We start from the raw sequence: 24,851 nt of genomic DNA, 5'->3' as shown, positions 1-24,851 counted from the left end.
GGCAAGCTCAAGCCTTGTTGGGCAGTGCAGGAAGAGGTGCGCTCTCCAGCTGGAAGCGCTGTGACACGTCCGCACTGGGCCTGCGCTTCTTGAAGGAGGGAATGGCGCCGATCACGCCGTGCTGCAGCAGCTGCTCGACCTCACCCACGGTACGCAGGCGACGATCGAGGCGTTCGATCAACAAGACCAGCGCCAGCGCCACTGCGGCAGCGCCCATGAGCCCCATCGCCAGGTTCAGGAAGATCCGCGGGCTGGACGGCAAGGAGGGCGGCGTCGCGTTTTCCAGCGCACTGACGTTGGCCTGGTTGGCCTGGCTTTCCAGATTGCTGTTGTTCATGCGGGCCAGCACACCGTCATAGGCGCGCTGGGCGTTGTCCACATCACGCTCCATGATGGCCGCCTCGTCGCGCACGGCCTTCATGCGCATGACCTTGGCGCGCTGCTCGTCCAGGGCGGCGCGCACCTGGTTCATGCGCGACACATTGACCGCATTGCCCACGCCCACGCTCGAAGTCACGCGCTTGATCTCTGCGTCCAGCTTGCGTGCGGTTTCGGCGATGCCGGTTTTCAGCTCCACCACCTGCGGGTGTTCTTCACCCAGGCGTGTGGTGAGTTGCTCCAGCGAGGTCTGCTGGCGAACCAGATCCGCCTTGAGCGAAGCCACCAGCGGGCTGGCCATCACATCGGGCGAACGGTCGCCTTGCGCATTGGCTGCGGCCTGGCGGCTGCCTGAATCAGCCGCGGCGGACTGCATTATCACCAGCTGCGACGACAGTTCATTGAGGCGCGCGGTCTCCACGTCTATGCGCGCATCGGTCACCAGGATGCCCTGGCTCTGCTGGTAGGCCGACAGCCGAGACTGGGCCTTTTCCAGCGCTGCACGCAGCGTGCGGATGTTCGCTTCGAAGAAGTCTTTGGACTGTTTGGCCGGGCTGGTGCGCAGTTCCAGGGTGGTGTCCAGATAAGCCTGCACAAAGGCGTTGGCAATGGCGGAGGCAAAACCAGGGTCGGCCGCCTGGTAACTCACATAGATGACGTTGGAGCCACGCGAGGGGCGGGCTTCCAGGTTGCTGCGCAGCACATTGGCCAGCCAGCCCTCGAAGCTGCCGGTGCCTTTGGTGGACTCCATCCACTTGGCCCGCATGTCCGGGTTCTCATTGAGGCGAAGCGTGCGCACCACCTTCATGGCCACGCGGTTGGACATGATCACGTCCACCTGAGTCATCAGGTAAGCTGGCGAGGCGATCGAGGGCGAGACCATGCCCGCGATGGGGTCGGCGTTCTTGACGTCCAGGATCACGGAAGCATTGGCCGTGTACGACTTGGGCATCAGCAAGGTGATGATGGCCACCGCGCCGAACACCAGCGCAAACGCCGCCAGCGCCACCATCCAGCGTGCACGCAAGACGGCAAAAATCTGCGAAAAGGTCACTGTGTCTACTCCGACAAAAACGAGCGTTGCGCTTGTTGCGGCGGAGTGTAGGCAGCGAGTATGACAATACGTAGTCAGAGCCAATCGGCTCATGCCCCTCGCATCAGGGGGCCATGCAGGCCGCTTGTGTCAGCGGCCGAACGCATCACTTCACAGTGAAATTTTGATGAAAACGAACTCGGGGATGTGCTTGATGATCAACATGATCCAGCGCCAGAAACCCGGCGTGTAGACGATGTTGCCGCCCTTGTCGATGGCGCGCGTGATGTCACGGGCCACCTGTTCCGGCTTGACCCACAGCGCGCCCTTCTTCAGGTGCGCCGTCATAGGCGTGTCCACGAAACCGGGTTTGACGGTGATGACGTGCACCCCCTTCTTGGCCAGGCGCTGGCGCAAGCCGGATGCAAACGCACTCACCAGGGCCTTGGCGCTGCCATAGACGTAGTTGCTCTGGCGGCCACGGTCACCCGCCACCGACGAGATCACAGCTATAGCCCCACGCCCTTGCTGCGCCAGTTGCTCACCCGCAATCGACATCAAGGACACCACCGAGGTGCCATTGGTGGTGATCTCGCCCAGCGCGTAGGGCACGTCGGTCTGGGCACGTTCCTGATCCGACAGCGTGCCGTGCGCGATCAGCACGGTGTCGAGCCCGTCCATGAAGCGCGTGGCATCGGCCAGCAAGGCGGCATGCTGGTCGAACTGGTTGGCATCGAACACCTTGCTGCCCACGCGCTGGGCGCCGCGGGCCTTGAGGTCATCGGCAATCGATTGCAGTTGCGGCGCATTGCGTGCAGCCAGAAACAGTGCGTCGCCGCGTTGGGCCCAGGCGCGTGCGCAGGCTTCCGCCATGGCCGAGGTGGCGCCGACGATGAGGATTTTTCTCATGAGTTCTCCATGACCCGACGCCAGAAACCGGAGTCAAAGCGCGGGTCGACATACGAAGTGAATTCGGTCCAGCGAGGGTAGCCGGCCTTGAAGACCGCCGCGCTCATGCGGCCATCCTTGGCGGGGTACAGGCGCCCGCCGGCATCCAGCACGATGCGATCAAGTTGCGCGAACAAGGCATGCAGCTTCGGCCCCTGGTTGGGGAAGTCCAGCGCCAGCGTGGTGCCCGGCTCGGGGAAAGACAACATGCCGCGTGAGGCCGGCGTTCCAAACTGCTTGAGCACTGCCAGGAAGGAGCCCATGCCGCTGGCGGCGATGGCCTCCAGCAAGGCACGTGTGGCTGACAAGGCACGCTCGGGCGGCACCACGCACTGGTACTGGTAGAAGCCTTTGGGGCCGTAGATGCGGTTCCACTCCAGCAAAGCATCGAGCGGGTAGAAGAAGGGCCGGTAATGCTGCAGGCTGCGCACCACGTCCTGACGCTGCTTGTTGAAGTACAGCGTGTTGAAGGACTTGAGCGACAGCGTGTTGATCAGGGAAACAGGTGGCGTGATGGGCACGCGCCGGCTGGGCGTGGCAATGCCGGCGGGCAGACCCTTGGGCACCGCATCCACATCCAGCACGGCAGGCGCATGGTTGCCCCGGTTGAACAGCCCCCGGCCCAGGCGCTTGCCCGAGAAGGCGCAATCGATCCACGACACCGTGTATTCGTAATCGCGCTCGGAGGCCTGGCTGAGTTCGAAGAATTCTTCGAGCGAATGGAAGCGGATGGACTCGGTGTCCAGATATGGATTGGCCACGCGCCGCAGCTGGACCTCGGCCCAGGTGATCAGGCCCGTCAGGCCCAGGCCGCCAATGGTGGCCGCAAACCAGTCGGCGTTCTGCTCAAGCGAGCACAGGCGCCGAGAGCCATCCGAGCGCAGCAGCTCCAGCTGCGTCACATGGTTACCGAAAGAACCCGTGGCATGGTGGTTCTTGCCATGCACATCATTGGCAATGGCGCCGCCCACCGTGACGAACTGCGTGCCCGGCGTCACCGGCAGGAACCAGCCCTGCGGCACCACCAGCTTGAGGATGGACGACAGCAGCACGCCGCCTTCACAACGCAGCAGGCCCGTGACCGGATCAAAGGCGATGAAGCGATCCAGTTGCCCGCCTTGCAGCAGCGCACCACCGGGGTTGAGGTTGCTGTCACCATAACTGCGGCCATTGCCAAAAGGCAGCACGCTGGCACCCGATGCGGGCAGGCTCAAGGGCTGATGGCGGCTGGGCAGCCCCACCACTTCGTGCGCTTCACGCAGCACACGCCCCCATGAGGTGAACACCTGGCTGCTCATGCCGGATCGGTCACACGGCCAACCAGAGTGCTACCGCCGCAGCCAGGCCCGTGAGCAGGCTGATGCGGTCCTTGAGGGCGAAGACCAGCGGGTCGTCGTGCATCTGCCCGCGGTGCGTCTGCATCCAGATGCGGCTGACCCAGTACAGCATGATGGGCACCAGGGCCCACACCATCTTGGGATGGTGATACATCACGCTGACATCGGGCGAGTTCAGGTACAGGGCCAGCACCAGCACGCTCAGGTAGCCCGATGCGCCGCCCAGGCTTTGCAACAGCGCCAGGTCTTCCACCTGGTAACCACGCCCCTGCGCCTTGAGCTTGCCCTGCTGCTTCATGACATGCAGCTCGGCATAGCGCTTGACGATGGCCAGGCTCAGGAAGATGAACACGGCGAACATCAACAACCAGAAGGACAGCGGGATGCTGGTGGCCGCGGCACCGGCCACGATGCGCACGGTGTACAGCCCGGCCAGGGTCAGCACGTCGATCATCACCAGCTTCTTGAGGCCGAAGGAGTACGCCAGCGTGACCGCGTAATACGCGCCCAGCACCAGCAGGAACTTGACCGGCAGGAACAAGGACAAGGCCAGCGCCACGACCAGCAGCACCGGGGCGGCCAGCAGGCCGAACAACAGGCTCAACTGCCCCGAAGCAAAGGGCCGCTTGCACTTGCTGTGGTGCTGGCGATCGGCGGCCAGGTCCAGCATGTCATTGAGCAGGTACACCGACGAGGCGCACAGGCTGAATGCCATGAACGCCATCAGGCTGTGCAGCAGCACGGTGGCCTCACCCAGTTGATGGGCCGCCGCCACCGGCACGAAGATCAGCGCGTTCTTGGCCCACTGGTGCACGCGCAAGGCCTTGAGCACCACCTTCAGGCCGCTGCCGCGCATGGGTGCGAAGGTGGCGTCCACGGTGGTAATGGCACGGGCCGACGCGATCAACGACTCGCTGGCATTGACCACCACCGCAGCGCGCGAGTGGCGCCAGATGGCCTGGTCAACGCGGTGGTTGCCGCAGTAGTCAAAGCCCTTGTCACCGAACTTCGCGACCAGTTGTGCAGCCTTGTTGGGGCCGGCGAGATTGGTCTGGCCGTCGCTTGCCATCACGCCATCGAACAGGCCCACGTGGTCGGCCACGGCCTGCGCCATGCGCGCATCAGACGCGGTGCACAACCAGATCTGGCGGCCCTGGGCTTTCTGCGCGCGCAGCCAGTCCACAAAGGGCTTGGTGTAAGGCAGCGCGGCGCCATCGAGTTGCACGCGGCTGGCGATGTGCTGCTTGAGCCTGGCCTTGCCCTGCAGCAGCCAGAACGGGATGAGCAGCAGGTACAGCGGATTGCGCTTGATCAGCAGCAGGAAGGACTCGAGCAACAGGTCGCTGTGGATCAGCGTGCCGTCCAGGTCCACACACAAAGGAACATTCTTAGACATATCGGGCTTGCACAGCTTTGTTGTTTTCATCACGCAGCAACCACACGCACACCCAGCCGATCAGCACGGCCAGCCACAGCGTGAGCAGGCGGCACACCAGCGTCAGCAAGATGGCTTGTGGCGTGCTGTAGCCATGGGTGACGAGCAAAGCGGCCATCACGGTTTCGGTGCTGCCCAGGCCACCGGGCAGGAAGGACAAGGCGCCCACGATGATGGCGATCGAGTAGACCCCCATCGCGGCAGGAATGGACATCAGATCGGGCACCACCACATCGGCCACCAGCTTGAGGCCGATGGCTTCGGCCGCCCAGGCCGCCAGGCCCAGTGCCAGGCCCATCAGCAAAACGCCCGGCGACAGGAACTGGCGGGCGCTGGCCAGCATGTTCGCCACCTTCTGGACCAGCTTGAGCAGCGCGCCGTGAGGCTGCCTGGCCAGGCGCGCAGACACATCCTGCCAGGGCACCAGCGCCACGCCGGCCAGCAGGCCGCCCACCAGCGCCAGGGCCGCCCACAGGAAGAATTGATATTGATGGAGTTCGGCCAGCACCGCGCTGGCCAGCACGATCATGGCCAGCAGATCCAGCAGGCGCTCGACAAAGAAAGCACCCGTGACCGACGCCAACGAGATCCCATGAGGCAGGTAATAGCGCCCACGCACGACCTCGCCCACCTTGCCTGGTGACAGGGTGAAAGCGAAGCCGGACATGAAGGTCAAGGACACAAAGCGCCAGGGCAGCACATGGCCCAGTTGCTTGAGATACAGGCGCCAGCGCACCACGCGCAGCACGTAGTTCCACAGTGACAAGGCGCCAGCGGCCACCACGGCCATCCAGCCAGACTTCAGGGGCGTCAGGTCGATCTGGGCGATGTCACGCCGAAAGGCAAGCGCGCACCAGCCCGCGAACAGGGCCAGCAAGCCATAAATCAATGCGCGACGCCAGGCCGGTACCTGACTCGCCATCGCATCAGGTGAAGCGTTCTGGGTCATCCGGCGATTATCTGCGCTCGTTAATGACACCCAGCCCCCCTGTAACCCTCAAAACAGATCCGCACCCCTCAAAACAGGTGCCTGCTCGTCCTTCGGGGTCAATCGCAGTGCCATCTGCCCAACAGGCCAGTCGATGCCGATGGCCGGATCGCTCCACAGCACGCTGCGTTCGCTGTCCTTGGCGTAGAGAGCGGTTGTCTTGTAGAGGAAATGGGTCTCGTCCTGCAGGGCCAGGAAACCGTGGGCAAAGCCTTCCGGAATCCACAGCTGGCGCTTGTTGTCGGCGTTCAGCTCCACGCCGACCCACTGGCCAAAGGTGGGCGAGTCACGGCGGATGTCCACCGCCACGTCGAACGCGGCGCCCTGCACCACACGCACCAGCTTGCCCTGCGCATGCGGCGGCAACTGGTAGTGCAGGCCGCGCAACACGCCCGCCTTGCTGCAGGAATGGTTGTCCTGCACAAAGGGGCGCGCAGCCGGCAGACCCAGCTTGGCCAGCTCGTTGTTGAAGCGCTCCTGGTTGAAGCTTTCCATGAACCAGCCGCGGTCATCACCGAACACGGCGGGCTCGATGATGACGACGTCGGGGATACGGGTGGGGATGAGCTTCATGCCGTGCGAATCAATCAGTAGATGGTGTCGTTGATGACCTTGAGCAGGTACTGCCCGTAGCCGTTCTTCAGCATGGGCTGGGCCAGCTTGCTGACCTGCTCCTTGGAGATCCAGCCGAAACGGAAGGCAATCTCTTCGGGGCAGGCCACCTTCAGGCCCTGGCGCTTTTCAAGGGTCGAGATGAACTGGCCGGCTTCAAGCAAGCTGTCGTGCGTGCCGGTGTCCAGCCAGGCGTAGCCACGGCCCATGATCTCGACATTGAGTTGCCCCATCTCCAGATAGCGACCATTGACATCGGTGATCTCCAGCTCGCCACGCGGGCTGGGCTTGATGTCGGCAGCGATGTCGCACACCTTCTTGTCGTAGAAGTACAGGCCGGTGACGGCGTAGTTGCTCTTGGGCACCTTGGGCTTTTCTTCGATGCTCAAGGCCTGGTGCTGCGCATTGAACTCGACCACGCCATAGCGTTCCGGGTCATGCACGTGGTAGGCGAACACGCTGGCACCGCTGGGGCGTTCAGCGGCGCTGTTGAGCAGGCGCTGCAGGTCGTGGCCGTAATAGATGTTGTCCCCCAATACCAGGGCGCTGGGGTTGTTGCCCACGAAGTCACGCCCCAGGATGAAGGCCTGAGCCAGGCCATCCGGGCTGGGCTGCACGCAGTAGCTCAGGTTCAGGCCCCACTGGCTGCCATCGCCCAGCAGCGCCTGAAAGCGCGGCGTGTCTTGCGGCGTGCTGATGAGCAGGATGTCGCGGATGCCCGCCAGCATCAAGGTGCTCAGCGGGTAGTACACCATGGGCTTGTCGTACACGGGCAGCAACTGCTTGCTGATGGCCAGCGTGGCCGGATGCAGGCGGGTGCCGGAGCCGCCCGCCAGGATGATGCCTTTGCGGGTCTGGCCAGTGGAAGCGGTCATGGGGTCATCCTCCGATGATTTCGTTGAGCATGCGCTCGACGCCCTGCTGCCAGTGCGGCAGGTTCACGCCGAAGGCCTGCTGGACCTTGTTGGTGTCCAGCCTGGAATTGAGCGGCCGGCGCGCCGGCGTGGGGTAGGCACTCGTGGGAATGGGCAGGATGGCGTCGGGTGCCACACGGATGGTCTGCCCGCGGGCACGCGCCCATTCAATGACAAAGCGCGCGTACTCGTGCCAGCTGGTTTCACCAGCCGCCACCAGGTGGTAGAGACCGGCCAGCTCGGGCTGGCGCCACACCAAGCGGATCGCGTGCGCGGTCACATCGGCCAGCAGGTCCGCGCCCGTGGGGGCACCGATCTGGTCGTCGATGACGTTCAACTGCTCGCGCTCGGCGGCCAGACGCAGCATGGTGCGTGCGAAGTTGCCACCGCGCGCTGCGTACACCCAGCTGGTGCGGAAGATCAGGTGGCGGCAGGTGCTGGACTGGATGGCCAACTCGCCTTCCAGCTTGGTCTGGCCATACACGCTCAGGGGCGCCACGGGGCTGTGCTCGTTGCGGGCCTGCTGGCCGCTGCCATCGAACACGTAGTCGGTGCTGTAGTGCACCAACAGCGCATTGAGTTTGGCCGCCTCGGCCGCGATCGCCGCGGGGGTGGTCGCGTTGATCAGGCGAGCCAGCTCAGGCTCGCTCTCGGCCTTGTCCACAGCCGTGTGGGCCGCGGCATTGACGATCACATCGGGCCGAATGTGGCGTACCAGTGCCGCGACCTTGTCGGGGTCACGGAAGTCGGCACGCAGATCGGGCGCGTTGACGGGGCCTGGCGAATCAGAATCGAAGGCATCCAGCTGGCCCAGGGTGGACAGCGCTCTCTGCAGTTCCCAGCCAACCTGCCCGCCCTTGCCCAACAGCAGAATCTTCATGCGCGCTCCGCGTAGTTCTGGGCAATCCAGTCGCGGTAGGCGCCCGAACGCACCGTGTCGATCCAGGCGGTGTTCTCCAGGTACCAGCGCACGGTCTTGTTGATGCCGGACTCAAAGGTCTCGGCCGGGCGCCAGCCGATGTCGCGCTGGATCTTGGTCGGGTCGATCGCATAGCGGCGATCGTGGCCGGGGCGGTCCTTCACGTAGGTGATCAGGCTCTCGTACTTGCTGCCATCGGCGCGCGGGCGCAGCTCGTCGAGCTTGCGGCAGATCGTGGTCACCACGTCGATGTTGCGGATCTCGTTGATGCCACCCACGTTGTAGGTCTCGCCCAAGGTGCCCTTGTCCAGCACCTGGCAAATGGCCTCGCAGTGGTCACGCACGTACAGCCAGTCACGGATGTTGAGCCCGTCGCCGTACACCGGCAGGGGCTTGCCCTCCAGCGCGTTGAGGATCATCAAGGGGATCAGCTTCTCAGGGAAGTGATAAGGCCCGTAGTTGTTGCTGCAGTTGGTGGTCAGCGTAGGGAAGCCGTAGGTGTGGTGGTAGGCGCGCACCAGGTGGTCGCTGCCAGCCTTGCTGGCTGAATAAGGGCTGTTGGGTGCGTAGGCCGTCGTCTCGGAAAAGGCGGGGTCGTTCTCGCCCAGCGAGCCGTATACCTCGTCGGTGGACACGTGCAGGAAGCGAAAGGCATCCTTGTCCGCACCAGTGAGCGAACCCCAATAGGCACGGGCTTCTTCCAGCAAGCTGAAGGTGCCGACCATATTGGTATGGATGAACTCGGCGGGGCCATGGATGGAGCGGTCCACATGGCTTTCAGCGGCGAAGTGCAGGATGGCACGCGGGCGATGGGCTTGCAGCGCGGCTTTCACCGCTTCGCGGTCAGCGATGTCGGCCTGGATCAGCGTGGCCCGACCGTCACGCAACTGCGCGGCAATCGTGTTGGGGTTGCCGGCGTAGGTGAGCTTGTCGAACACCACCAGCTTTTCGTCTGTGACGCGCCCAGCCGCGGCCTGGCGTTCAAACCAGTGGTGAACAAAATTGCCGCCGATAAAACCAGCGCCGCCGGTGATGAGGATCATGCTGGGCTTCTCCGATAACGGACCATGTGTGAAAAAACGCATTATGCCGGCAGGGCCACGGGCACCTGTCGCTGGGCCCCCCTCGCTCGGGTTACGGGTTGTTCTGGATCTTGAGGGTTAGCCCCGAAACCCAAATGTCTGACACGCGACAGCGCCCCCTTGATTGCGGGTAGGACCAGCCCTCGGACCGTTACAAGCCGCAACAAATGCATCCAGCCAGTACGACCGACCGAAATACGATTAACAACGACCGATACAAAAGAGGCATGCATGCACACCGGATGGCTACATCATCTCAAGATCTGGACTTGCGGATTGGCCATTGCATCCCTGAGCGGGTGCGTCACCGACGGCAGTGGCGCCAAACCCGAATCCCGTGCCGAGGCCTGGCGCTTCCTGACTCAAGCCACCTTCGGCCCGGACGAAGTCAATGTCGATCGGTTGATGACCATCGGTTACGAAGCCTGGATTGACGAGCAGTTCAGCCTGCACCCCTCCATCACTTACCGGGACTTCTTCACCCGACGTGATGCGGAGATCAAAGCCGATCACCCGGGCGATGGATCCGCCAAGGCCAGCGCAGAGCAAGTTGTCGAAGCGTTCTACACCCGCGCCCTGATGGACAAGGCCCAGTTGCGTGCCCGACTGGCCTTTGCCTTGTCGGAAATCATGGTCGTGTCCTGCAATGACGACATCCTGGGAACGGTTGCGCCGCAGATGACGGCTGGCTACATGGACACCCTTGATTCGGCGCTGGACGGTACGTATCGCGACCTGCTGGAAGCTGTGGCCAAAAGCCCTGCCATGGGCCAATACCTCACCTACCGCAGTAACACCAAGGAGGTGCCTTCGGTGGGGCATTTCCCGGACGAGAACTTCGCCCGGGAAATCATGCAGTTGTTCTCGATCGGGTTGTACGAACTCAACAGCGACGGCAGCAAGAAACTGGACGCCCAGGGCAACCCCATCGAGACCTACACCAGCGACGATGTGAAAGGCTTGGCCAAGGTGTTCACCGGCTGGGGCAATTACCGCGGTGCGGCCTACAGTTCTGCATCAGATGCCGCCTGCTTTTTCTGGCAGTCGGACTGTCGGGATCCTGAAGGGTTCTATCAACCGATGGTGGCCTATCCAACCTACCACTCGGTCTCCGAGAAAAATTTCCTGGGCATCACCATCGCTGCCCAGGACCCGCCTTCACCACAGGCTGATCTGACCAGGGCGCTCGACAGACTGGCCACACATCCCAATACCGCCCCCTTCATCAGCCGGCAACTCATTCAACGCCTGGTGACCAGCAACCCCACACCGGACTACGTAGCGAGAGTGGCGGAGCGTTTCACGGCTACGGGCGGCAACATCAAGGAGGTGGTCAAGGCCATCTTGATGGACGACGAGGCGCGCGGCCCCATCACATTGGTTGCACCTGAACACGGCAAGCTGCGTGAGCCCATCTTGAGGCTGACGGCATTGCTTCGGGCATTCAATTTCACCAACATCACGACCGGTCTGTCTGCATCCCCTCTGGATGGAGTCAACTCCACGCGACTCAACTACGTTGCGTTGGGCAATACGAGTGACCCGGCCACCTCTTGGGGCCAGGCGCCACTGTATTCGCCCACCGTCTTCAACTATTTCAGACCGGGCTACACCCCGTCCCAAGGGGGGGCTGCAGCGAAAGGCATGGCAGTGCCCGAGATGCAACTGGTCAACGAGAGCAGCGTCACCGGATATGTCAATGCCGTGCTGGACTTGCTGACCAATGGCATGGGGCCCAACGTTGTCGCTGACCTGGACGGCCAATGCGGCGCCTACACCCTGGAGGTTCAGCAGTACATCCAGGCGCTGGACCCCAAAGTACCGGCCAACAAGGCCTTGCAGGACGCTGCGGCCAAATGCAAGCTCGAAACGCTGACCCAGCGCAGCGTGACCATGCAGCTGATCGAACAGCGCGCCCTGGCTTACGACCCAAGCACCCTGACGCAGCATATTGCCGATCGGCTGCTGGGCGGCAACATGACGGACAAATTGCGTCAAGCCATGATCAGCACCCTTTCCACGCTGGACGTACCCGCCCTCAACAGCCAGCAATCCAACGGCGACACGATCAACAGTGCGCTAGACAAGCGCGTGTGGACCGCCATCCTGATGGTTGCCGTATCCCCTGAATTCCTCGTCACCAAATGAGCCAGCCGATGACATCCATCAAGCGACGTCGCTTCCTGCAACAGGGGTCTGCCATGGCTGCACTGGGCACGTCGGGTGCCTGGCTGGCCAACCTCGCGGCCGTCAAGCAGGCTTCAGCCCAATCGGCGGGGGGCGACTACAAGGCGCTGGTCTGCATTTTCCTGAATGGCGGCAACGACTCGCACAACACGGTCATTCCGGTTGACGCGACCTCCTGGCGGTGCTACAGCGCCACGCGGGATCCTGCTGTCATGGCCACGGTCAGCGGCGCCACCGCCCCCGACAACCTGAGCTCGATCGCGTTGGACCAGAGCACCTTGTTGGGCATCAGCCACCGCAACGCCCAAGGCCTCAACACGGGTCGCAGCTTCGCGCTGCATCCGCAACTCAAGCGAATTCAGAAGCTGTACGCGGGCGGTTCCGCCGCGATTGTGGCCAATATTGGCCCGCTGATTCAGCCCACAACCAAGGTGGACATGCTGGATCATTCATGGCCAATGCCCAAAAAGCTGGGCTCCCATAACGACCAGGCCTCGATCTGGCAATCCCTGGGGGTGGAAGGCACGACAGTCGGCTGGGGCGGGCTCATCATGGATCAGCTCAAAAGCCGCAACGTCAACCAGGCATTCAGCAGTGTCGGCGTGAGCATGCCGGGCGTCTGGCTCAGTGGCAAGACGGTGGTGCCCTATCTGCTGGGTACGGCAGGCTTTCAACCGATGGGGGGCAGCTCGGGCCAGATATGGGGCAGCAGCACGGTTTACGCGGCCGTACGCACTGCAGCGTCAACCTCCACAAGGCAAGACGTGATCGCCTCTGACTTTGTCAAGGTTGCCAGCCGGACCTTGTCCAACGAGGCCACGCTGAGCCAGAGCTTGCCCTCATCCAGCCAGGCCCCCTGGGGTACGCCCGGCACCAACGCAGCCACCGACCCCTTGCTCCAGTACATCGAACCTGACACGGGCCTGTCCAGACTGAACCCCCTGGCGCAGCAATTGCAAGTCATCGCGTGCATGATTGCGGCGCGCAACAGCAGTGGCATCGGTGCGGGCCGCCAGGTGTTCATGGTGAGCCTCGGCGGCTTTGACACGCACAGCGACCAGTTGCGGCAACACGCCCGGCAACTGGCCAAACTCGACCACGCCATCGACTACTTCCAGAACTGCCTGGCCCAGATGCCGGGGGGAGACGTTCGCAAACAGGTCACCACGTTCACGGCCTCGGACTTCGGTAGGGCACTGGTCAACAACGGCGACGGCTGCGACCATGGCTGGGGTGGCCACCACTTCGTGATCGGCGGGAGCGTCAATGGCGGTGACGTCTACGGCAAGTACCCTTCCTTCATGGCTTTTGACGGAAACGGCAACTTCTTCAGCGACGAACTGCTGGCGGGAGGCGTGCTGCTGCCGGGCTTGTCGGTGGACCAGTTGGTCTACACCCTGGGCAAGTGGATGGGGGTATCCGAGGCCGACCTGGTCGGTGCGACACCGGGCTCCGGCATCGCCCCCAATATTGGCAACTTCGACGCGAGCACGCGGGATATCGGCTTCATGGTGTGATGTTCTGACGCATCGGGCGGGCCGCCTCTGTCAGAATCCGGCTGATTTCACAACAATCCGCCTCACATCATGAAAGTTTCAGTGGTTGGCACAGGCTATGTGGGCCTGGTGACGGGTGCATGTCTGGCCGAGATGGGCAACGACGTGCTGTGTCTGGACGTGGACCCCAACAAGATCCGCATCCTCGAAGAAGGCGGCATCCCCATCCACGAGCCGGGCCTGGACAAGGTCGTCGAGCGCAACGTCAAGGCCGGTCGCCTGTCGTTCACCACCGACATCGCGCGCGCCGTGGCGCACGGCACCATCCAGTTCATCGCCGTGGGCACCCCGCCTGATGAAGACGGCTCGGCCGACCTGCAATACGTGCTGGCCGCGGCCCGCAACATCGGCCGCCTGATGACGGACTACAAGGTCATCGTCGACAAGTCCACCGTGCCCGTGGGCACCGCCGACAAGGTGCGCGCCGCTGTGGCCGACGAGCTGGCCAAGCGCGGCAGCGATGTGAAGTACGCCGTGGTCTCCAACCCCGAGTTCCTGAAAGAAGGCGCCGCGGTGGACGACTTCATGCGCCCGGACCGCATCGTGGTGGGTGCCGACGACGAGCAGGCCATCCTCTTGATGCGTGCCCTGTACGCCCCCTTCCAGCGCAACCACGAACGCCTGATCGTCATGGACGTGCGCAGCGCCGAGCTCACCAAGTACGCCGCCAACGCCATGCTGGCCACGCGCATCAGCTTCATGAACGAGCTGGCGCTGCTGGCCGAGAAGATGGGCGCCGACATCGAGCAGGTGCGTCTGGGCATCGGCTCGGACCAGCGCATCGGCACGCACTTTTTGTATGCCGGCTGCGGCTACGGTGGCAGCTGCTTCCCCAAGGACGTGAAGGCGCTGATCAAGACGGCCAGTGGCGCCGACCAGGAGCTGCTGGTGCTCAAGGCCGTGGAAGACGCCAACGAGCGCCAGAAGACGGTGCTGGTGAGCAAGGTGGTCAAGCGCTTCGGGGCTGATCTCAAGGGCAAGCACTTTGCCCTGTGGGGCCTGGCCTTCAAGCCCAACACCGATGACATGCGCGAAGCCACCAGCCGCGTGGTGCTGGCCGAGCTGTTCGAGCGTGGCGCCACCGTCACGGCCTACGACCCCGTGGCCATGGAAGAGGCCCGGCGCATCTTCGGCGACGAGCCACGCCTGAAGTACGCCGACAGCCCGAACGCCGCACTGCAAGGGGCGGATGCGCTGATCATCGTCACCGAATGGAAGGAGTTCCGCAGCCCGGACTTCGACAAGATCAAGGCCAGCCTCAAGACGCCGGTGATCTTTGATGGCCGCAATCTGTACGAGCCCGACCTGGTCAAGCAGGCTGGGCTGAACTACGAAAGCATCGGGCGAGCCACGATTCAGGTCTGAGCCGGCTTCTCGGTTTTTTCAGGCTTCTGGATGGGCAGTGCGATGACAAATCGGCTGCCCCCACCGTCCCGGGCTTCGCACCGCACCTGACCGCCATGGCGCTGGGCGATCTGGCGCACCAGGCTCAAGCCCAAGCCCACACCGCCAGCGTGCTCGGCGTGGCCCGGCAAGCGGTAGAAGGGCTCGAAGATGCGGTCACGCTGGTCCTCCGGCACACCTGGCCCACGGTCGCAGACTCGGATTTCGATCTGCCTGGGCAGGTAGGCCAGTTCCAGATCGATTTCTGTCCCACCGTAGCGCTTGGCGTTTTCAAGCAGGTTGCGCACCGCCCGGCGTATCAGGCGCTCATCAGCCTGATAGGTCGACGCGCTGGACGCGATATCGGCGTGCACCTCGGCCCCCACACGGCGGGCTTCCTCGGTCACCAGGCCCAGGAGGTCAACCGCCACGTGCTCGACGTCGGCGCGGGCATCCAGCCGGCTGGCGAGCAGCACCTCTTCCACCAGGGCATCCAGTTCACGAATGTCCTGATGAATCTCTTCCTTGATCTGCGCGGCCCGCTCGGGCGGCATGTCCGCCATGATGGAGACGGCCATCTTCAACCTTGCCAGGGGTGAACGCAACTCGTGGCTGGCATTGGCCAGCAGGCTGCGATTGGAGGTGACCAGGTCTTCAATGCGCTGCGCAGCTTCGTTGAAGCTGTTGGCCAGGGCGGCGACCTCGTCCTTGCCCTCGACCGCGACCCGGTGCTGCAACTGGCCTGAACCAAACGCTTCCACGCCGTTACGCAAGGCCTGCAGGCGCCGGGTCAGGCGATTGGCCACCGGCCAGGCACCCACGGCCACCGCCACGAACAGCAAAATCAGCGACAGGATCAGGGCCGGCACGCCATGCGCCTGAGAGGTGGGTAGCAGCCAGCCCAGGGGAGGCAGCCAGGGCTGGATCTGCGGGCGTGGCGGCGGCAGGGGCAAGTCGTTGGGGCCCAGAGTGGCCACAGGGCTCACCGGCCCCACCAAGCCGCCCGCCCCCCCAGGTCCATCAGGGCCTTCGGGCTCTCCGAGCCTGGGAGGCCGGTTGCCGAAGGGCGGCGGCAGGTGCCCGCCACGCATCAGGGAGGGGCGCATGATCCAGAGCACCCGCCCATCGGACAACTGGGCCCGCTGCAAGCGTTCGCGCAACTCAGGCAACCGCTGCAGCCTGTCTTCCAGCATCAAGGAGGTGGCAATGCGGTGCCCCTGGGCGCTGTCCAACGCCATGGGGACACGCAGGCGCTCAGCCCAGTCCATGAAGACACGGGCCTGCTCCTCTTCCGGTGCCTCTGCAGGTGGCAGGCTGTTTTCCAGCAGTTCGCCCCAGGCCGCTGCGCGCTCATGCCAGGCCGTCACAGACTGAACCTGGCTGCGCTCATGCTCCATGTTGTGCTGCGCCAGCCACCCCGACACCAGGGCAAAGACCAGCAGGACCGTGACCACGGTCAGGTAGATGCGCAGCGCCAGCGTCTTCATGGCGAGTCGGTGTCCGCGTCCTGCTTCTTGGCGAACACGTAGCCGACGCCCCGCACCGTCAGGATGCGACGCGGCTCTTTCGGGTCGTCCTCGATGGCCGCGCGGATGCGCGAGATGTGCACGTCGATGGAGCGATCAAAAGCCTCCAGGGGATGGCCCTTGAGCGAGTCCATGATCTGGTCGCGGCTGAGCACCCTGCCCGGGTGTTGGGCCAGCACGCACAACAGGTCGAACTGGTAGGCCGTGAGGTCGCAAGCCTTGCCGTCCAGACGGACTTGCCGCAGGCCGGCGTCGATTTCCAGGCGGCCGAAACGCCAGACGTCGTCGTCCGCGGTCGAAGGGCCCGTGCGGCGCAGCAGGGCACGCAGGCGCGCCAGCAACTCGCGGGGCTCGAAGGGCTTGGGCAGGTAGTCGTCTGCGCCGATTTCCAGGCCGACGATGCGGTCGGTGGGCTCGCCGCGTGCACTGAGCATCAGCAGGGGCAGGCTGCGTGTGCGAGGCGTGGCACGCAACTCCTTGCACAGGTCCAGGCCATCGCCGTCAGGCAGCATCAGGTCCAGCACCAGGGCGTCGCAGGCTTGCCGTGCCAGCAACTCTCGCCCCGCCGCCAGCGTCGGGGCGTTGGACACCTGGTAGCCGTGGCTGCGCAGGTAATCGCCCACCATGGCACTCAGGCGCAGGTCGTCGTCAATCAGCAGGATGTGCTCGCTCATGTCCGGCATTGTCGCGCGCTCCATGGTCAACGCTCCTGGGGTTGTCGCTCGGGCGCGGCATCAGGTGGCATTTTTTCGCCTCGACGGTGCTCGCCGCGGCGCTCCTGCATGCGGCGCATCATGTCCTCGTGGTGCTTGGCCATCTGCTTGGCGACGGTGGCCCGCTGCTCGGGCGTCAGCACATTGCCCACATCCAGCATGAACTGCATCATGCGTTTGCTGACCTTGTCATGGTGTGCGGCCATCTGCTGGCGCAGTTTTTCTGCGGCGGCAGCGTCCAGCTTGGGTGCCGCCCACAGCTTGAGGCCCTGCTCATGCAGGCCACGGCCTTCTTCGTGCAAGGCCTTGAGGTCCTCCTGGGCCTTGTCCGCGAACTGCTGGATCTGCAAGCGCTGGGTGTCCGACACCTTGGCATCTTCCAGCAGGCGCTGCAGGTGGTCGCCGCCAAAGGGCAAGCCCGCCATTCCCGGGCCGGCGCCGCGCATCATGCCCATGTGCGGCCTGGCAGGCGGCGCATCCTCGCTGCCCGCCCAGGCGCTGATGCTCAACACCACGGAGGCGGTGGTGGCCGCGATCAGGGTGCCCAGCGCCCAGCGCTGCTTGTGGCGGCCCTGGCCTGGCGAGGCGCTTGCAGGGGATTGGTTCATGGCGATATCTCCGTTGTTGGCAACAGCCTCCATGCAATGAGGCATGGGAGGATCATTGGCCCGAGGGGTAAACCGGCTGTGGCGCAGCGGTAAAGATGTGTGAATGCCCCGGCCGTGCGCTGATAAAGTGAGCCTGAACACACCGGCACACAACCGCCATCAAGGCGGAAAGGGAGATCCAGCATGTCCACCGTGGCAGTCGGCGCGCCAGGCGCCACCGCATTGGCCCGCCCCTGGCGGCGCTTCTGGGCCCGGGTGCTGGACTACTGGTTGCTGATCCTGCCCATCGGCTTTCTCACCGGCATGGTGATGGGCTCTGTCTCGGTGGCGTGGGTGTTGTGGCTGCAAAAGCCCTTTTCCAACCTCATCGTCAACTGGTGCCTGTCGCCCCTGGTGATGCTGCTGGAGGGGCTGATCTACGGGTGGCTGGGCACCACGCCGGGCAAATGGCTGTTGGGGGTCCAGTTGCTCACCGCCCAGGGCCTGCGCCCGACCCGCAGCCAGTACCTGCGCCGGCAGATCGACGTCTACATTTTTGGCCTGGGCGCCTGGCTGCCGCTGGTGAGCCTGCTGAGCACGCTTTACCAGTACGGCAAGGTCCGCGAGGGCGAAGCTGCCGGGTATGACCAGGGCAAATTCGAGGTGCGGGCCAGCAAATTGTCGGTCGTGCGGATCGTCTGCACGGCGCTGGCCCTGATCGGCATGCTGATGGTCAATGGCCATTTCCGGCAGGCATCGCAGGAGGCGCACCGCCAGTACCAGAACGGCGGCCCCTGGACCAACCGGGTCACCGGCCGCAAGGTCACGATCCCCAGTGGCTGGAGCCACCACCAGAGCCAGAACCAGGACAAACAGGACGTGGACATGTTCTTCCACCCGGACGCCGGGATCTACGCGCTGTTCGCCAGGGAGAGCATCCCGGGGCCGTTCGAGCTCGAGGACTACGCCGCCGCCTGGGTCAAGGCCGCCAGTGAATCCATGCACCTGTACGTGAGCAGCGAGGGTGACACGGTCAACGGGCAGCCGGCGCTGGTGGTGCTGGGCAGCGTGGCGCGGGACAAATCGCAAAAGGTGCATGCCACCTTGCTCAAGCGCGACGGCGTGGTCTGGCGGGTGGTGCTGATCGGCACGGCCGGGGGCGCGCCGGACCGGGCGGAAGCGCTCCAGCTCAGGCAGGTGCTGTTTTCGTCCGTGCCCTGAGCAAGGGACTGGCCTGGCCGTCTTGACCTGATCGGCGCCCTCCCTCAGACTGGCTGCTCATTTGGCGTGAGCGCCGCCATGGTGCTCGCCCCTCGCCAGGAGCCACGCATGTACGACGATGAGGATGCCACGCCGTCCGTGGCGCTGTTGATGGCCGTGCCGCCGGATCAGCGGCGTGAATTCCAGCGCCTGCGGGAAATGGCCGCGCTCAAGGGCATCGAGTTGAGCCCCAGCACCACCGACGACGGGCTGGTGGGTTTCAAGATCGAGCGCGGCAGCGAATCGGTGCGCTGCACGGACATCGACTCACTGAAAACCCAGTTGATCGAGTTCGGGTTGCCCTTGTTGTCCTCCGAGGAGTTGCAGCGCCTGCTGCACGCCTTCCAGAGCGCGTTCATCCGCTCCATGGACGATGCGGCAGGGCCACATGGGGATCACTGAGGCTCAGCGGCGACCCCAATAGCCATCGTGCAGACGCCAGCCACGCCCCTCGCGTTGCCAGGTGTGGGGCACCCAGCGGTACCCCGGCCTCGGGGCGGACCAGTGCCCGCCCACCCACACATGGCGGCCCATTTCCCACGCCCAGAAGCCGGTGATCCAGACGTAGCCGGCGGCGGGCGGTGGCCCGACGTATTCGGCCTGGGGAGGCGGCGGCGCCGTCATGACGACCTGTTCCTGCGGCGGGTAATAAGGTGCCACCACACAGGCACTCAGCGTGGCGCAGACCAGTGCCATGGCGGCCAGTGGCATCCAGCCTGATCGATGAATTTTCATATTGATGCTTCCGTTGAGGAGATGCCTCTTCAACGGGCTGGCAACACGCACCGATGACGGCTACGACCAACATTACACAACCGACACACAAGGGCCTGAGGAAGCTGCTGTGAGCTGCCTTGGCGAAGTTGGTCGGGCACATCGCCAAAAACAAGCGCCAAAAACCAAAAAACCCCAAGCGAGGAATTCACTTGGGGTTTTGTACTGGCGGAGAGGGTGGGATTCGAACCCACGGTACGTTATTCACGTACGCCTGATTTCGAGTCAGGTACATTCGACCACTCTGCCACCTCTCCTAAACTGGTGCGCGCGTGGTCAACGGCGCAGCCCGCAACTATAGCAGGTTTTCCAGCAGCAACTCAAGCCTTCAGAAACTCCGCGCCACCCAGGTAGGGGCGCAGCGCGGCCGGCACGCGGATGCTGCCGTCCGCCTGCTGGTGGTTCTCCAGCACAGCGACCAGCGCACGGCCCACGGCCAGGCCCGAACCGTTGAGCGTGTGCACCAGTTCGTTCTTGCCCTGCGCGTTCTTGAAGCGGGCCTGCATGCGGCGCGCCTGGAAGGCTTCGCAGTTCGAGCACGAGCTGATCTCACGGTAGGTGTTCTGCGCGGGCAGCCACACTTCCAGGTCATAGGTCTTGGTCGCGCCAAAGCCCATGTCGCCCGTGCACAGCGACATCACGCGGTAAGGCAACTCCAGCTTCTGCAGGACGGCTTCGGCGTGGCCCACCATCTGCTCCAGCGCCTCGTAGCTCTGCTCTGGCGTGGTGATCTGCACCATCTCGACCTTGTCGAACTGGTGCTGGCGGATCATGCCGCGGGTGTCACGCCCTGCACTGCCGGCCTCCGAACGGAAGCAAGGCGTGTGGCCGGTGAGCTTGATGGGCAACTGGTCCATCGGCAACACCGTGTCGGCCACCGTGTTGGTCAACGTCACCTCAGACGTCGGGATCAGGTACCACTTGCTGTCCGAAGCTTCACCATCACCAGAGGTCACATGGAACAGGTCCTGTTCGAACTTGGGCAACTGGCCGGTGCCTTGCAGCGCCTTGGCCTGAACCAGATAAGGCGTGTAGCACTCGGTGTAGCCGTGCTCCTGCGTCTGCGTGTCCAGCATGAACTGGGCAAGCGCGCGATGCAGGCGGGCCACCGGGCCGCGCAGGAAGGTGAAGCGCGAACCCGACAGCTTGGCACCGGTTTCGAAGTCCAGGCCCAGCTTTTCGCCCAGGTCCACGTGGTCCTTCACGTCGAAGGCATAAGCCTGCGGCGTGCCCCAGCGGCGCACTTCCACATTGCCGGATTCGTCATGGCCCACCGGCACGCTGTCATGCGGCAGGTTGGGCACGGCCAGCAGCATGCCGGACATCTCGATCTGGATCACATCCAGGCGCTCGGCGCTGGCCTTGAGCTCGTCGCCAATGCCGCCCACCTGTGCCATCAGGGCCGAGGTGTCTTCGCCCTTGGCCTTGAGCCCACCGATCTGCTTGGACAAGGTGTTGCGCTGCGATTGCAGCTCTTCCGTGCGCATCTGGATGGTCTTGCGCTCGGCCTCCAGTTCACGGAAACGGGCTTCGTCCAGGAAGGGTTGCGGCGACTTGCGCTTGGACAGGCGTGCGATCACGCTGTCGAGGTCTTTGCGCAGCAGGGCGATATCGAGCATGGTGGTGTGGTCTGTTTTTGAATGTGAGGATTGGGGCGTAGCTTACCGTGCCATGCACGGCCGCTTCATGACGACGAGACGGCGCCTCGCTCGGTGGGCAGCGGGCGGTCCAGCCCTGTGCCGCCCAGGCCCTTGGGCAGCGGGAAGCGCACATGCTCCTCCACGCCCTGCATGCGGCGCACGGACACCGCACCCAGGGCACGCAGGCGCGCGACCACCTGCTGCACCAGCACCTCAGGCGCGGAGGCACCCGCTGTCAGGCCCACGCAGGCGTGGCCGTCGAACCAGGCCTCCTGCAGGTCCTCGGGGCAGTCGACCATGTAGGCCGGTGTGCCCAGACGCTCGGCCAGTTCACGCAGGCGGTTGCTGTTGGAGCTGGTGGGGCTGCCCACCACGATCACCACGTCCACCTGCGGCGCCATCAGCTTGACGGCATCCTGACGGTTCTGCGTGGCATAGCAGATGTCCTGCTGCTTGGGCTCGCGCACCTGCGGGAAGCGCCGCTTGATGGCCGCCAGGATGGCCGCAGCATCGTCCACGGACAAGGTGGTCTGCGTGACCACGGCCAGCTTGCAGGGATCGCTCACTTGCACCTTGCCGACATCTTCTTCGTCCTCAACGAGGTAGATGCCATCGGACAACTGGCCCATGGTGCCCTCGACCTCCGGGTGCCCCTTGTGGCCGATCATGATGAACTCATAACCCTCGCGGCGCAGCTTGGCCACCTCGATGTGAACCTTGGTCACCAACGGGCAGGTGGCATCGAACACCGTGAAGCCACGGGCATCGGCTTCACGACGCACTTCCTGGCTCACGCCGTGTGCGCTGAAGATCAGCGTGGCACCGGCCGGCACCTCGGCCAGGTCTTCGATGAAGATGGCGCCCTTGGCCTTGAGGTCGTTGACCACATAGGTGTTGTGCACGATCTCGTGGCGCACGTAGATGGGCGCACCGAATTGCGCCAAGGCGCGCTCGACGATCTCGATGGCGCGGTCCACCCCGGCGCAAAAGCCGCGCGGCTCGGCCAGCAGGACATCCTGAACTTGCTTCATGCCGTGGCCCACGTTCAGAGCACACCGATCAACTGCACCTCGAAGGTGACAGGCTGACCGGCCAGCGGGTGATTGAAATCGAACAAGGCCCACTCGCCGTCAGCGTCCATCTCGCGCACCACGCCGGCAAACGCGCCCTGGCCATCGGGCGTGGGGAACTGCACCACATCGCCCACGCTCCAGGTTTCATCGGGGTCACCCAGCTCGCGCAGCAGCTTCAAGGCCACCTTCTGGATCATCTCGGGGTTGCGCGGGCCAAACGCCTCGCCCGGTTCGAGCTGGATCGTGGTGCGCGTGCCTTCAGCCAGGCCCACCAGGCGAGCCTCCAGGGAGGGCGACATTTCGCCCGAGCCGACAGACAGCGTCGCGGGCTTGTCGTTGAAGGTGTTGACCAGGTCGTCACCGTCCGGCCCAGCCAGGCGGTAATGCAGTGTCAGGAATGAGCCTGGGGCGACGGTTGGGGCGGCGTTGGTCATGGTGTGTCACCTCACCCAAGAGCGGGCCCACTTCGGTGGGCACCTGTCAGGAGGATGGGGTTGGGGGATAAGGAAAACGACAATTTTAGTTTTGAGAAGCACATTCAGGGAAACAAAGACCATGAAAGACCTGCCGCTCGCGCTGCGGCCGCGCGAAAAACTGCTTTCTTTGGGCCCCACCGCCCTGGCCGACGCCGAATTGCTGGCCTTGTTGCTGCGCACGGGCATGAAAGGCCTGGGCGTATTGCAGCTGGCGGAAAAGGTGCTGCAGGATCTGGGTGGCCTCAGCGGCCTGTTGCAGGCCCACCCCATGCAATTGAGCAAGGTCAAGGGCCTGGGGCCCGCCAAGCGCGCGGAGCTATTGGCCGTGATGGAAATGGCTCGCCGCAGCATGAGCGACAACCTGCGCACGCAACCGGTGTTCACCTCGCCCCAACTGGTGAAGGACTACCTGCAGATGCGGCTGGGCGCCCTGCCCCACGAGGTGTTTGCCGTGTTGTTCCTGGATGCGCAGCAAAAGCTGATCGCCTGCGAGGAGTTGTTTCGCGGCACGCTCACGCAAACCAGTGTGTACCCACGCGAGGTGGTCAAACGCTCGCTGGAGCTCAATGCCGCCAGCGTGATCCTGGCGCACAACCACCCATCCGGCGCCCTGGAGCCTTCACGCGCCGATGAGCTGCTGACGCAGACGCTCAAGAGCAGCCTGAACCTGGTGGACGTGCGCGTGCTGGATCACCTCGTGGTGAGTCGCCACGGGGCCTTGTCGTTTGCGGAGCGTGGTTTGATCTGAATGTGAAGCAGGCTTGGTGCAAGTCGGATTGATGCAAGCCGGGTTGACGTCATTTCGAAACACCGATTGCGGGGTCACGCTGATACAAATCAAGGCGGGCGGTAACGTCTTGATATTGATGTAGGCTTCACCCTGTGAGCCCCGCCAACAAGCCATCCGCCAACACGACGCTGCGCGACTTTGCTGACTTGAAGCGCGCGCTGAACAAGGCCGCCAAAGAGGCGGCTGCTCGTGCTGAGCAAGAGCAGGCCGAGCGTGCCAGGCGCGAAGCCGCACAACGCGCCCAGGAAGCCGAAAGTGCGCTGTTCAAGCGGGCTGTGGGTGAAGTGCACACCTTGCAGGACACCGGTCGCGTCACCCACACACCCTCGCGCCCCAAGCCGATACCGGCCCGCCGGCAGATGGACGAAAAAGCCGTGCTGCAGGAATCCCTGTCCGACGAGTTCGACGTGGAAAGCCTGCTGGAAACCGACGAGAGCCTGTCATGGCGCCGCCCGGAACTGGGCCTGGATGTGGTGCGCAAGCTGCGCCGCGGGGTGTGGGCGCTGCAGGCCGAGTTGGATCTGCACGGCATGCGCACCGACGAGGCCCGCGAGCAGACGGCCGCTTTCTTGCGCGACGCCCAGCTCAAAGGCCTGCGTTGCGTGCGCATCGTGCACGGCAAGGGCCTGGGCTCGCCCGGCCGCCAGCCGGTGCTGAAGGACAAGGTCAAGCGCTGGCTGGTGCAAAGCGACCGCGTGCTGGCCTTCGTGCAGGCCCGCGCCGACGAAGGTGGCGTGGGCGCCCTGGTGGTGCTGCTGCAGACGGGCAAGACCGGCTCATCGGCCATCGGCTGACCCGATCAGCGCCGCGCCAACACCCAGACTCAAACGCCCTTGTTGCGCATCCAGTCTGCGGTCTGGAAGAAGGCCTGGTGCAGGCGCGCTGCCAGATTAGGCTCGACTTCCAGCTCGTTCATCGCCTGCATCATGCAGGCCAGCCATTGATCACGCTCCTTGATGCCGATGGAAAACGGCAGGTGGCGTGCGCGCAGGCGTGGGTGACCGAAACGCTCGATGTACAGGCTGGGGCCACCCAGCCAGCCGCTGAGGAACCAGTAGAGCTTGTCACGCGCATCGGCCAGCGAGGGGCTATGCACGTGGCGCAGGTCCACATAGGCGGGCTCCAGGTCCATCAAGTCGTAAAAGCGGTCCACGAGCGCGCGCACGGGTGCATCGCCGCCCAGCAGTTCGTAGGCTGTGGGCGAGTTGTCCACTTCTTGGTCGTCGGAAGGCGTTGTCAT

General features: G+C 64.1%; 24 protein-coding genes and 1 tRNA gene. 7 read left to right on the top strand and 18 right to left on the bottom strand.

Going from position 1 to position 24,851, the window contains the following annotated elements; genetic code table 11:
• Positions 1 to 7: 7 nt before the first annotated feature.
• The 9 genes from epsF to rfbB form a co-directional block, all read right to left on the bottom strand.
• Positions 8 to 1,432, bottom strand: coding sequence for a chain length determinant protein EpsF (epsF, locus tag JY96_RS15430; RefSeq protein ID WP_035038737.1), 1,425 nt, complete (start codon positions 1,430 to 1,432; stop codon positions 8 to 10).
• A 150-nt stretch (positions 1,433 to 1,582) separates the two neighbouring features.
• The gene (locus JY96_RS15425) at positions 1,583 to 2,320 is read right to left on the bottom strand and encodes an SDR family oxidoreductase (RefSeq protein ID WP_035038732.1); all 738 of its coding nucleotides are present in this window, start codon (positions 2,318 to 2,320) and stop codon (positions 1,583 to 1,585) included.
• Positions 2,317 to 3,657 (bottom strand): FAD-binding oxidoreductase, encoded by a 1,341-nt coding sequence (locus tag JY96_RS15420; protein WP_035038730.1) that lies wholly within the window; start codon positions 3,655 to 3,657, stop codon positions 2,317 to 2,319. The genes JY96_RS15425 and JY96_RS15420 overlap by 4 nt, the downstream gene beginning before the upstream one ends.
• A 10-nt stretch (positions 3,658 to 3,667) precedes the next feature.
• The gene (locus tag JY96_RS15415; RefSeq protein ID WP_081961305.1) at positions 3,668 to 5,092 is read right to left on the bottom strand and encodes a UbiA family prenyltransferase; all 1,425 of its coding nucleotides are present in this window, start codon (positions 5,090 to 5,092) and stop codon (positions 3,668 to 3,670) included.
• The gene (locus JY96_RS15410; protein WP_081961304.1) at positions 5,085 to 6,080 is read right to left on the bottom strand and encodes a lysylphosphatidylglycerol synthase transmembrane domain-containing protein; all 996 of its coding nucleotides are present in this window, start codon (positions 6,078 to 6,080) and stop codon (positions 5,085 to 5,087) included. Before JY96_RS15410 ends, JY96_RS15415 begins: the two co-directional genes overlap by 8 nt.
• A gap of 48 nt (positions 6,081 to 6,128) precedes the next feature.
• Positions 6,129 to 6,692 (bottom strand): dTDP-4-dehydrorhamnose 3,5-epimerase, encoded by a 564-nt coding sequence (gene rfbC, locus JY96_RS15405; protein ID WP_035038725.1) that lies wholly within the window; start codon positions 6,690 to 6,692, stop codon positions 6,129 to 6,131.
• A 14-nt stretch (positions 6,693 to 6,706) separates the two neighbouring features.
• Complete coding sequence (gene rfbA, locus JY96_RS15400; RefSeq protein ID WP_035038723.1) at positions 6,707 to 7,606, bottom strand: glucose-1-phosphate thymidylyltransferase RfbA; 900 nt, start codon at positions 7,604 to 7,606, stop codon at positions 6,707 to 6,709.
• 4 nt (positions 7,607 to 7,610) lie between these two features.
• The gene (gene rfbD, locus JY96_RS15395; protein ID WP_035038722.1) at positions 7,611 to 8,525 is read right to left on the bottom strand and encodes a dTDP-4-dehydrorhamnose reductase; all 915 of its coding nucleotides are present in this window, start codon (positions 8,523 to 8,525) and stop codon (positions 7,611 to 7,613) included.
• A complete protein-coding gene (gene rfbB / locus JY96_RS15390; protein WP_035038720.1) occupies positions 8,522 to 9,607 on the bottom strand; it encodes a dTDP-glucose 4,6-dehydratase in 1,086 nt (361 codons plus the stop codon). Before rfbB ends, rfbD begins: the two co-directional genes overlap by 4 nt.
• 315 nt (positions 9,608 to 9,922) lie before the next feature.
• Between rfbB and JY96_RS15385 the strand changes: the two genes are divergently transcribed.
• The 3 genes from JY96_RS15385 (at position 9,923) to JY96_RS15375 (ending at position 14,754) form a co-directional block, all read left to right on the top strand.
• A complete protein-coding gene (locus JY96_RS15385) occupies positions 9,923 to 11,794 on the top strand; it encodes a DUF1800 family protein (RefSeq protein WP_035038718.1) in 1,872 nt (623 codons plus the stop codon).
• A gap of 8 nt (positions 11,795 to 11,802) precedes the next feature.
• Positions 11,803 to 13,350, top strand: a complete 1,548-nt coding sequence (locus JY96_RS15380; RefSeq protein ID WP_035043136.1) for a DUF1501 domain-containing protein — start codon at positions 11,803 to 11,805, stop codon at positions 13,348 to 13,350.
• A 69-nt stretch (positions 13,351 to 13,419) separates the two neighbouring features.
• Positions 13,420 to 14,754 (top strand): UDP-glucose/GDP-mannose dehydrogenase family protein, encoded by a 1,335-nt coding sequence (locus JY96_RS15375; protein WP_035038716.1) that lies wholly within the window; start codon positions 13,420 to 13,422, stop codon positions 14,752 to 14,754.
• Here JY96_RS15375 and JY96_RS15370 read toward each other — a convergent pair.
• Genes JY96_RS15370 through JY96_RS22415 form a run of 3 tightly spaced genes read right to left on the bottom strand, consistent with a single transcriptional unit; the run spans position 14,745 to position 17,619 of the window.
• On the bottom strand, positions 14,745 to 16,259 hold the full coding sequence (locus JY96_RS15370) for a HAMP domain-containing sensor histidine kinase (protein ID WP_035038714.1): 1,515 nt from the start codon (positions 16,257 to 16,259) through the stop codon (positions 14,745 to 14,747). The two genes, JY96_RS15375 and JY96_RS15370, sit on opposite strands and share 10 nt — an antisense overlap.
• A complete protein-coding gene (locus JY96_RS15365; RefSeq protein ID WP_035043133.1) occupies positions 16,256 to 16,972 on the bottom strand; it encodes a winged helix-turn-helix domain-containing protein in 717 nt (238 codons plus the stop codon). Before JY96_RS15365 ends, JY96_RS15370 begins: the two co-directional genes overlap by 4 nt.
• Positions 16,973 to 16,998: 26 nt before the next feature.
• Positions 16,999 to 17,619, bottom strand: a complete 621-nt coding sequence (locus JY96_RS22415) for a Spy/CpxP family protein refolding chaperone (RefSeq protein ID WP_161784336.1) — start codon at positions 17,617 to 17,619, stop codon at positions 16,999 to 17,001.
• A 183-nt stretch (positions 17,620 to 17,802) separates the two neighbouring features.
• Here JY96_RS22415 and JY96_RS15355 point away from each other — a divergent pair, with 183 nt between their 5' ends.
• Complete coding sequence (locus tag JY96_RS15355; RefSeq protein ID WP_035038712.1) at positions 17,803 to 18,819, top strand: RDD family protein; 1,017 nt, start codon at positions 17,803 to 17,805, stop codon at positions 18,817 to 18,819.
• Positions 18,820 to 18,927: 108 nt separating this feature from the next.
• Entirely contained in the window at positions 18,928 to 19,260 is a 333-nt protein-coding gene (locus JY96_RS15350) for a hypothetical protein (RefSeq protein ID WP_152606527.1), read from the top strand.
• Positions 19,261 to 19,263: 3 nt separating this feature from the next.
• Here the strand turns inward: JY96_RS15350 and JY96_RS15345 are convergent, their stop codons facing one another.
• From JY96_RS15345 to JY96_RS15325, 5 genes are all read right to left on the bottom strand, one after another.
• A complete protein-coding gene (locus tag JY96_RS15345) occupies positions 19,264 to 19,593 on the bottom strand; it encodes a hypothetical protein (protein ID WP_235333945.1) in 330 nt (109 codons plus the stop codon).
• A gap of 205 nt (positions 19,594 to 19,798) precedes the next feature.
• Positions 19,799 to 19,889, bottom strand: a tRNA-Ser gene (locus JY96_RS15340).
• Positions 19,890 to 19,952: 63 nt separating this feature from the next.
• On the bottom strand, positions 19,953 to 21,251 hold the full coding sequence (gene serS, locus JY96_RS15335; RefSeq protein WP_035038706.1) for a serine--tRNA ligase: 1,299 nt from the start codon (positions 21,249 to 21,251) through the stop codon (positions 19,953 to 19,955).
• A gap of 65 nt (positions 21,252 to 21,316) precedes the next feature.
• Complete coding sequence (gene ispH, locus JY96_RS15330; RefSeq protein ID WP_035043129.1) at positions 21,317 to 22,303, bottom strand: 4-hydroxy-3-methylbut-2-enyl diphosphate reductase; 987 nt, start codon at positions 22,301 to 22,303, stop codon at positions 21,317 to 21,319.
• Positions 22,304 to 22,317: 14 nt separating this feature from the next.
• Entirely contained in the window at positions 22,318 to 22,779 is a 462-nt protein-coding gene (locus JY96_RS15325) for a peptidylprolyl isomerase (protein ID WP_035038704.1), read from the bottom strand.
• 121 nt (positions 22,780 to 22,900) lie between these two features.
• Here JY96_RS15325 and radC point away from each other — a divergent pair, with 121 nt between their 5' ends.
• A complete protein-coding gene (gene radC / locus JY96_RS15320) occupies positions 22,901 to 23,569 on the top strand; it encodes a DNA repair protein RadC (RefSeq protein ID WP_035038699.1) in 669 nt (222 codons plus the stop codon).
• 134 nt (positions 23,570 to 23,703) lie between these two features.
• Positions 23,704 to 24,405 carry a Smr/MutS family protein gene (locus tag JY96_RS15315; protein WP_035038697.1) on the top strand — a complete coding sequence of 234 codons (702 nt, stop codon included), beginning with the start codon at positions 23,704 to 23,706 and terminating at the stop codon, positions 24,403 to 24,405.
• A gap of 29 nt (positions 24,406 to 24,434) precedes the next feature.
• On the opposite strand, the gene JY96_RS15310 is transcribed toward JY96_RS15315, so the two are convergent.
• Positions 24,435 to 24,851: a group II truncated hemoglobin gene (locus tag JY96_RS15310; protein WP_035043126.1), complete on the bottom strand. Its 417-nt coding sequence runs from the start codon at positions 24,849 to 24,851 to the stop codon at positions 24,435 to 24,437.

Origin of the sequence: Aquabacterium sp. NJ1 (assembly GCF_000768065.1) — a bacterium.
Taxonomy (GTDB): Bacteria; Pseudomonadota; Gammaproteobacteria; order Burkholderiales; family Burkholderiaceae_C; genus Aquabacterium.
The sequence above is the reverse complement of the archived record's forward strand: the minus strand, read 5'-3'. Positions and strand labels throughout refer to the sequence as shown.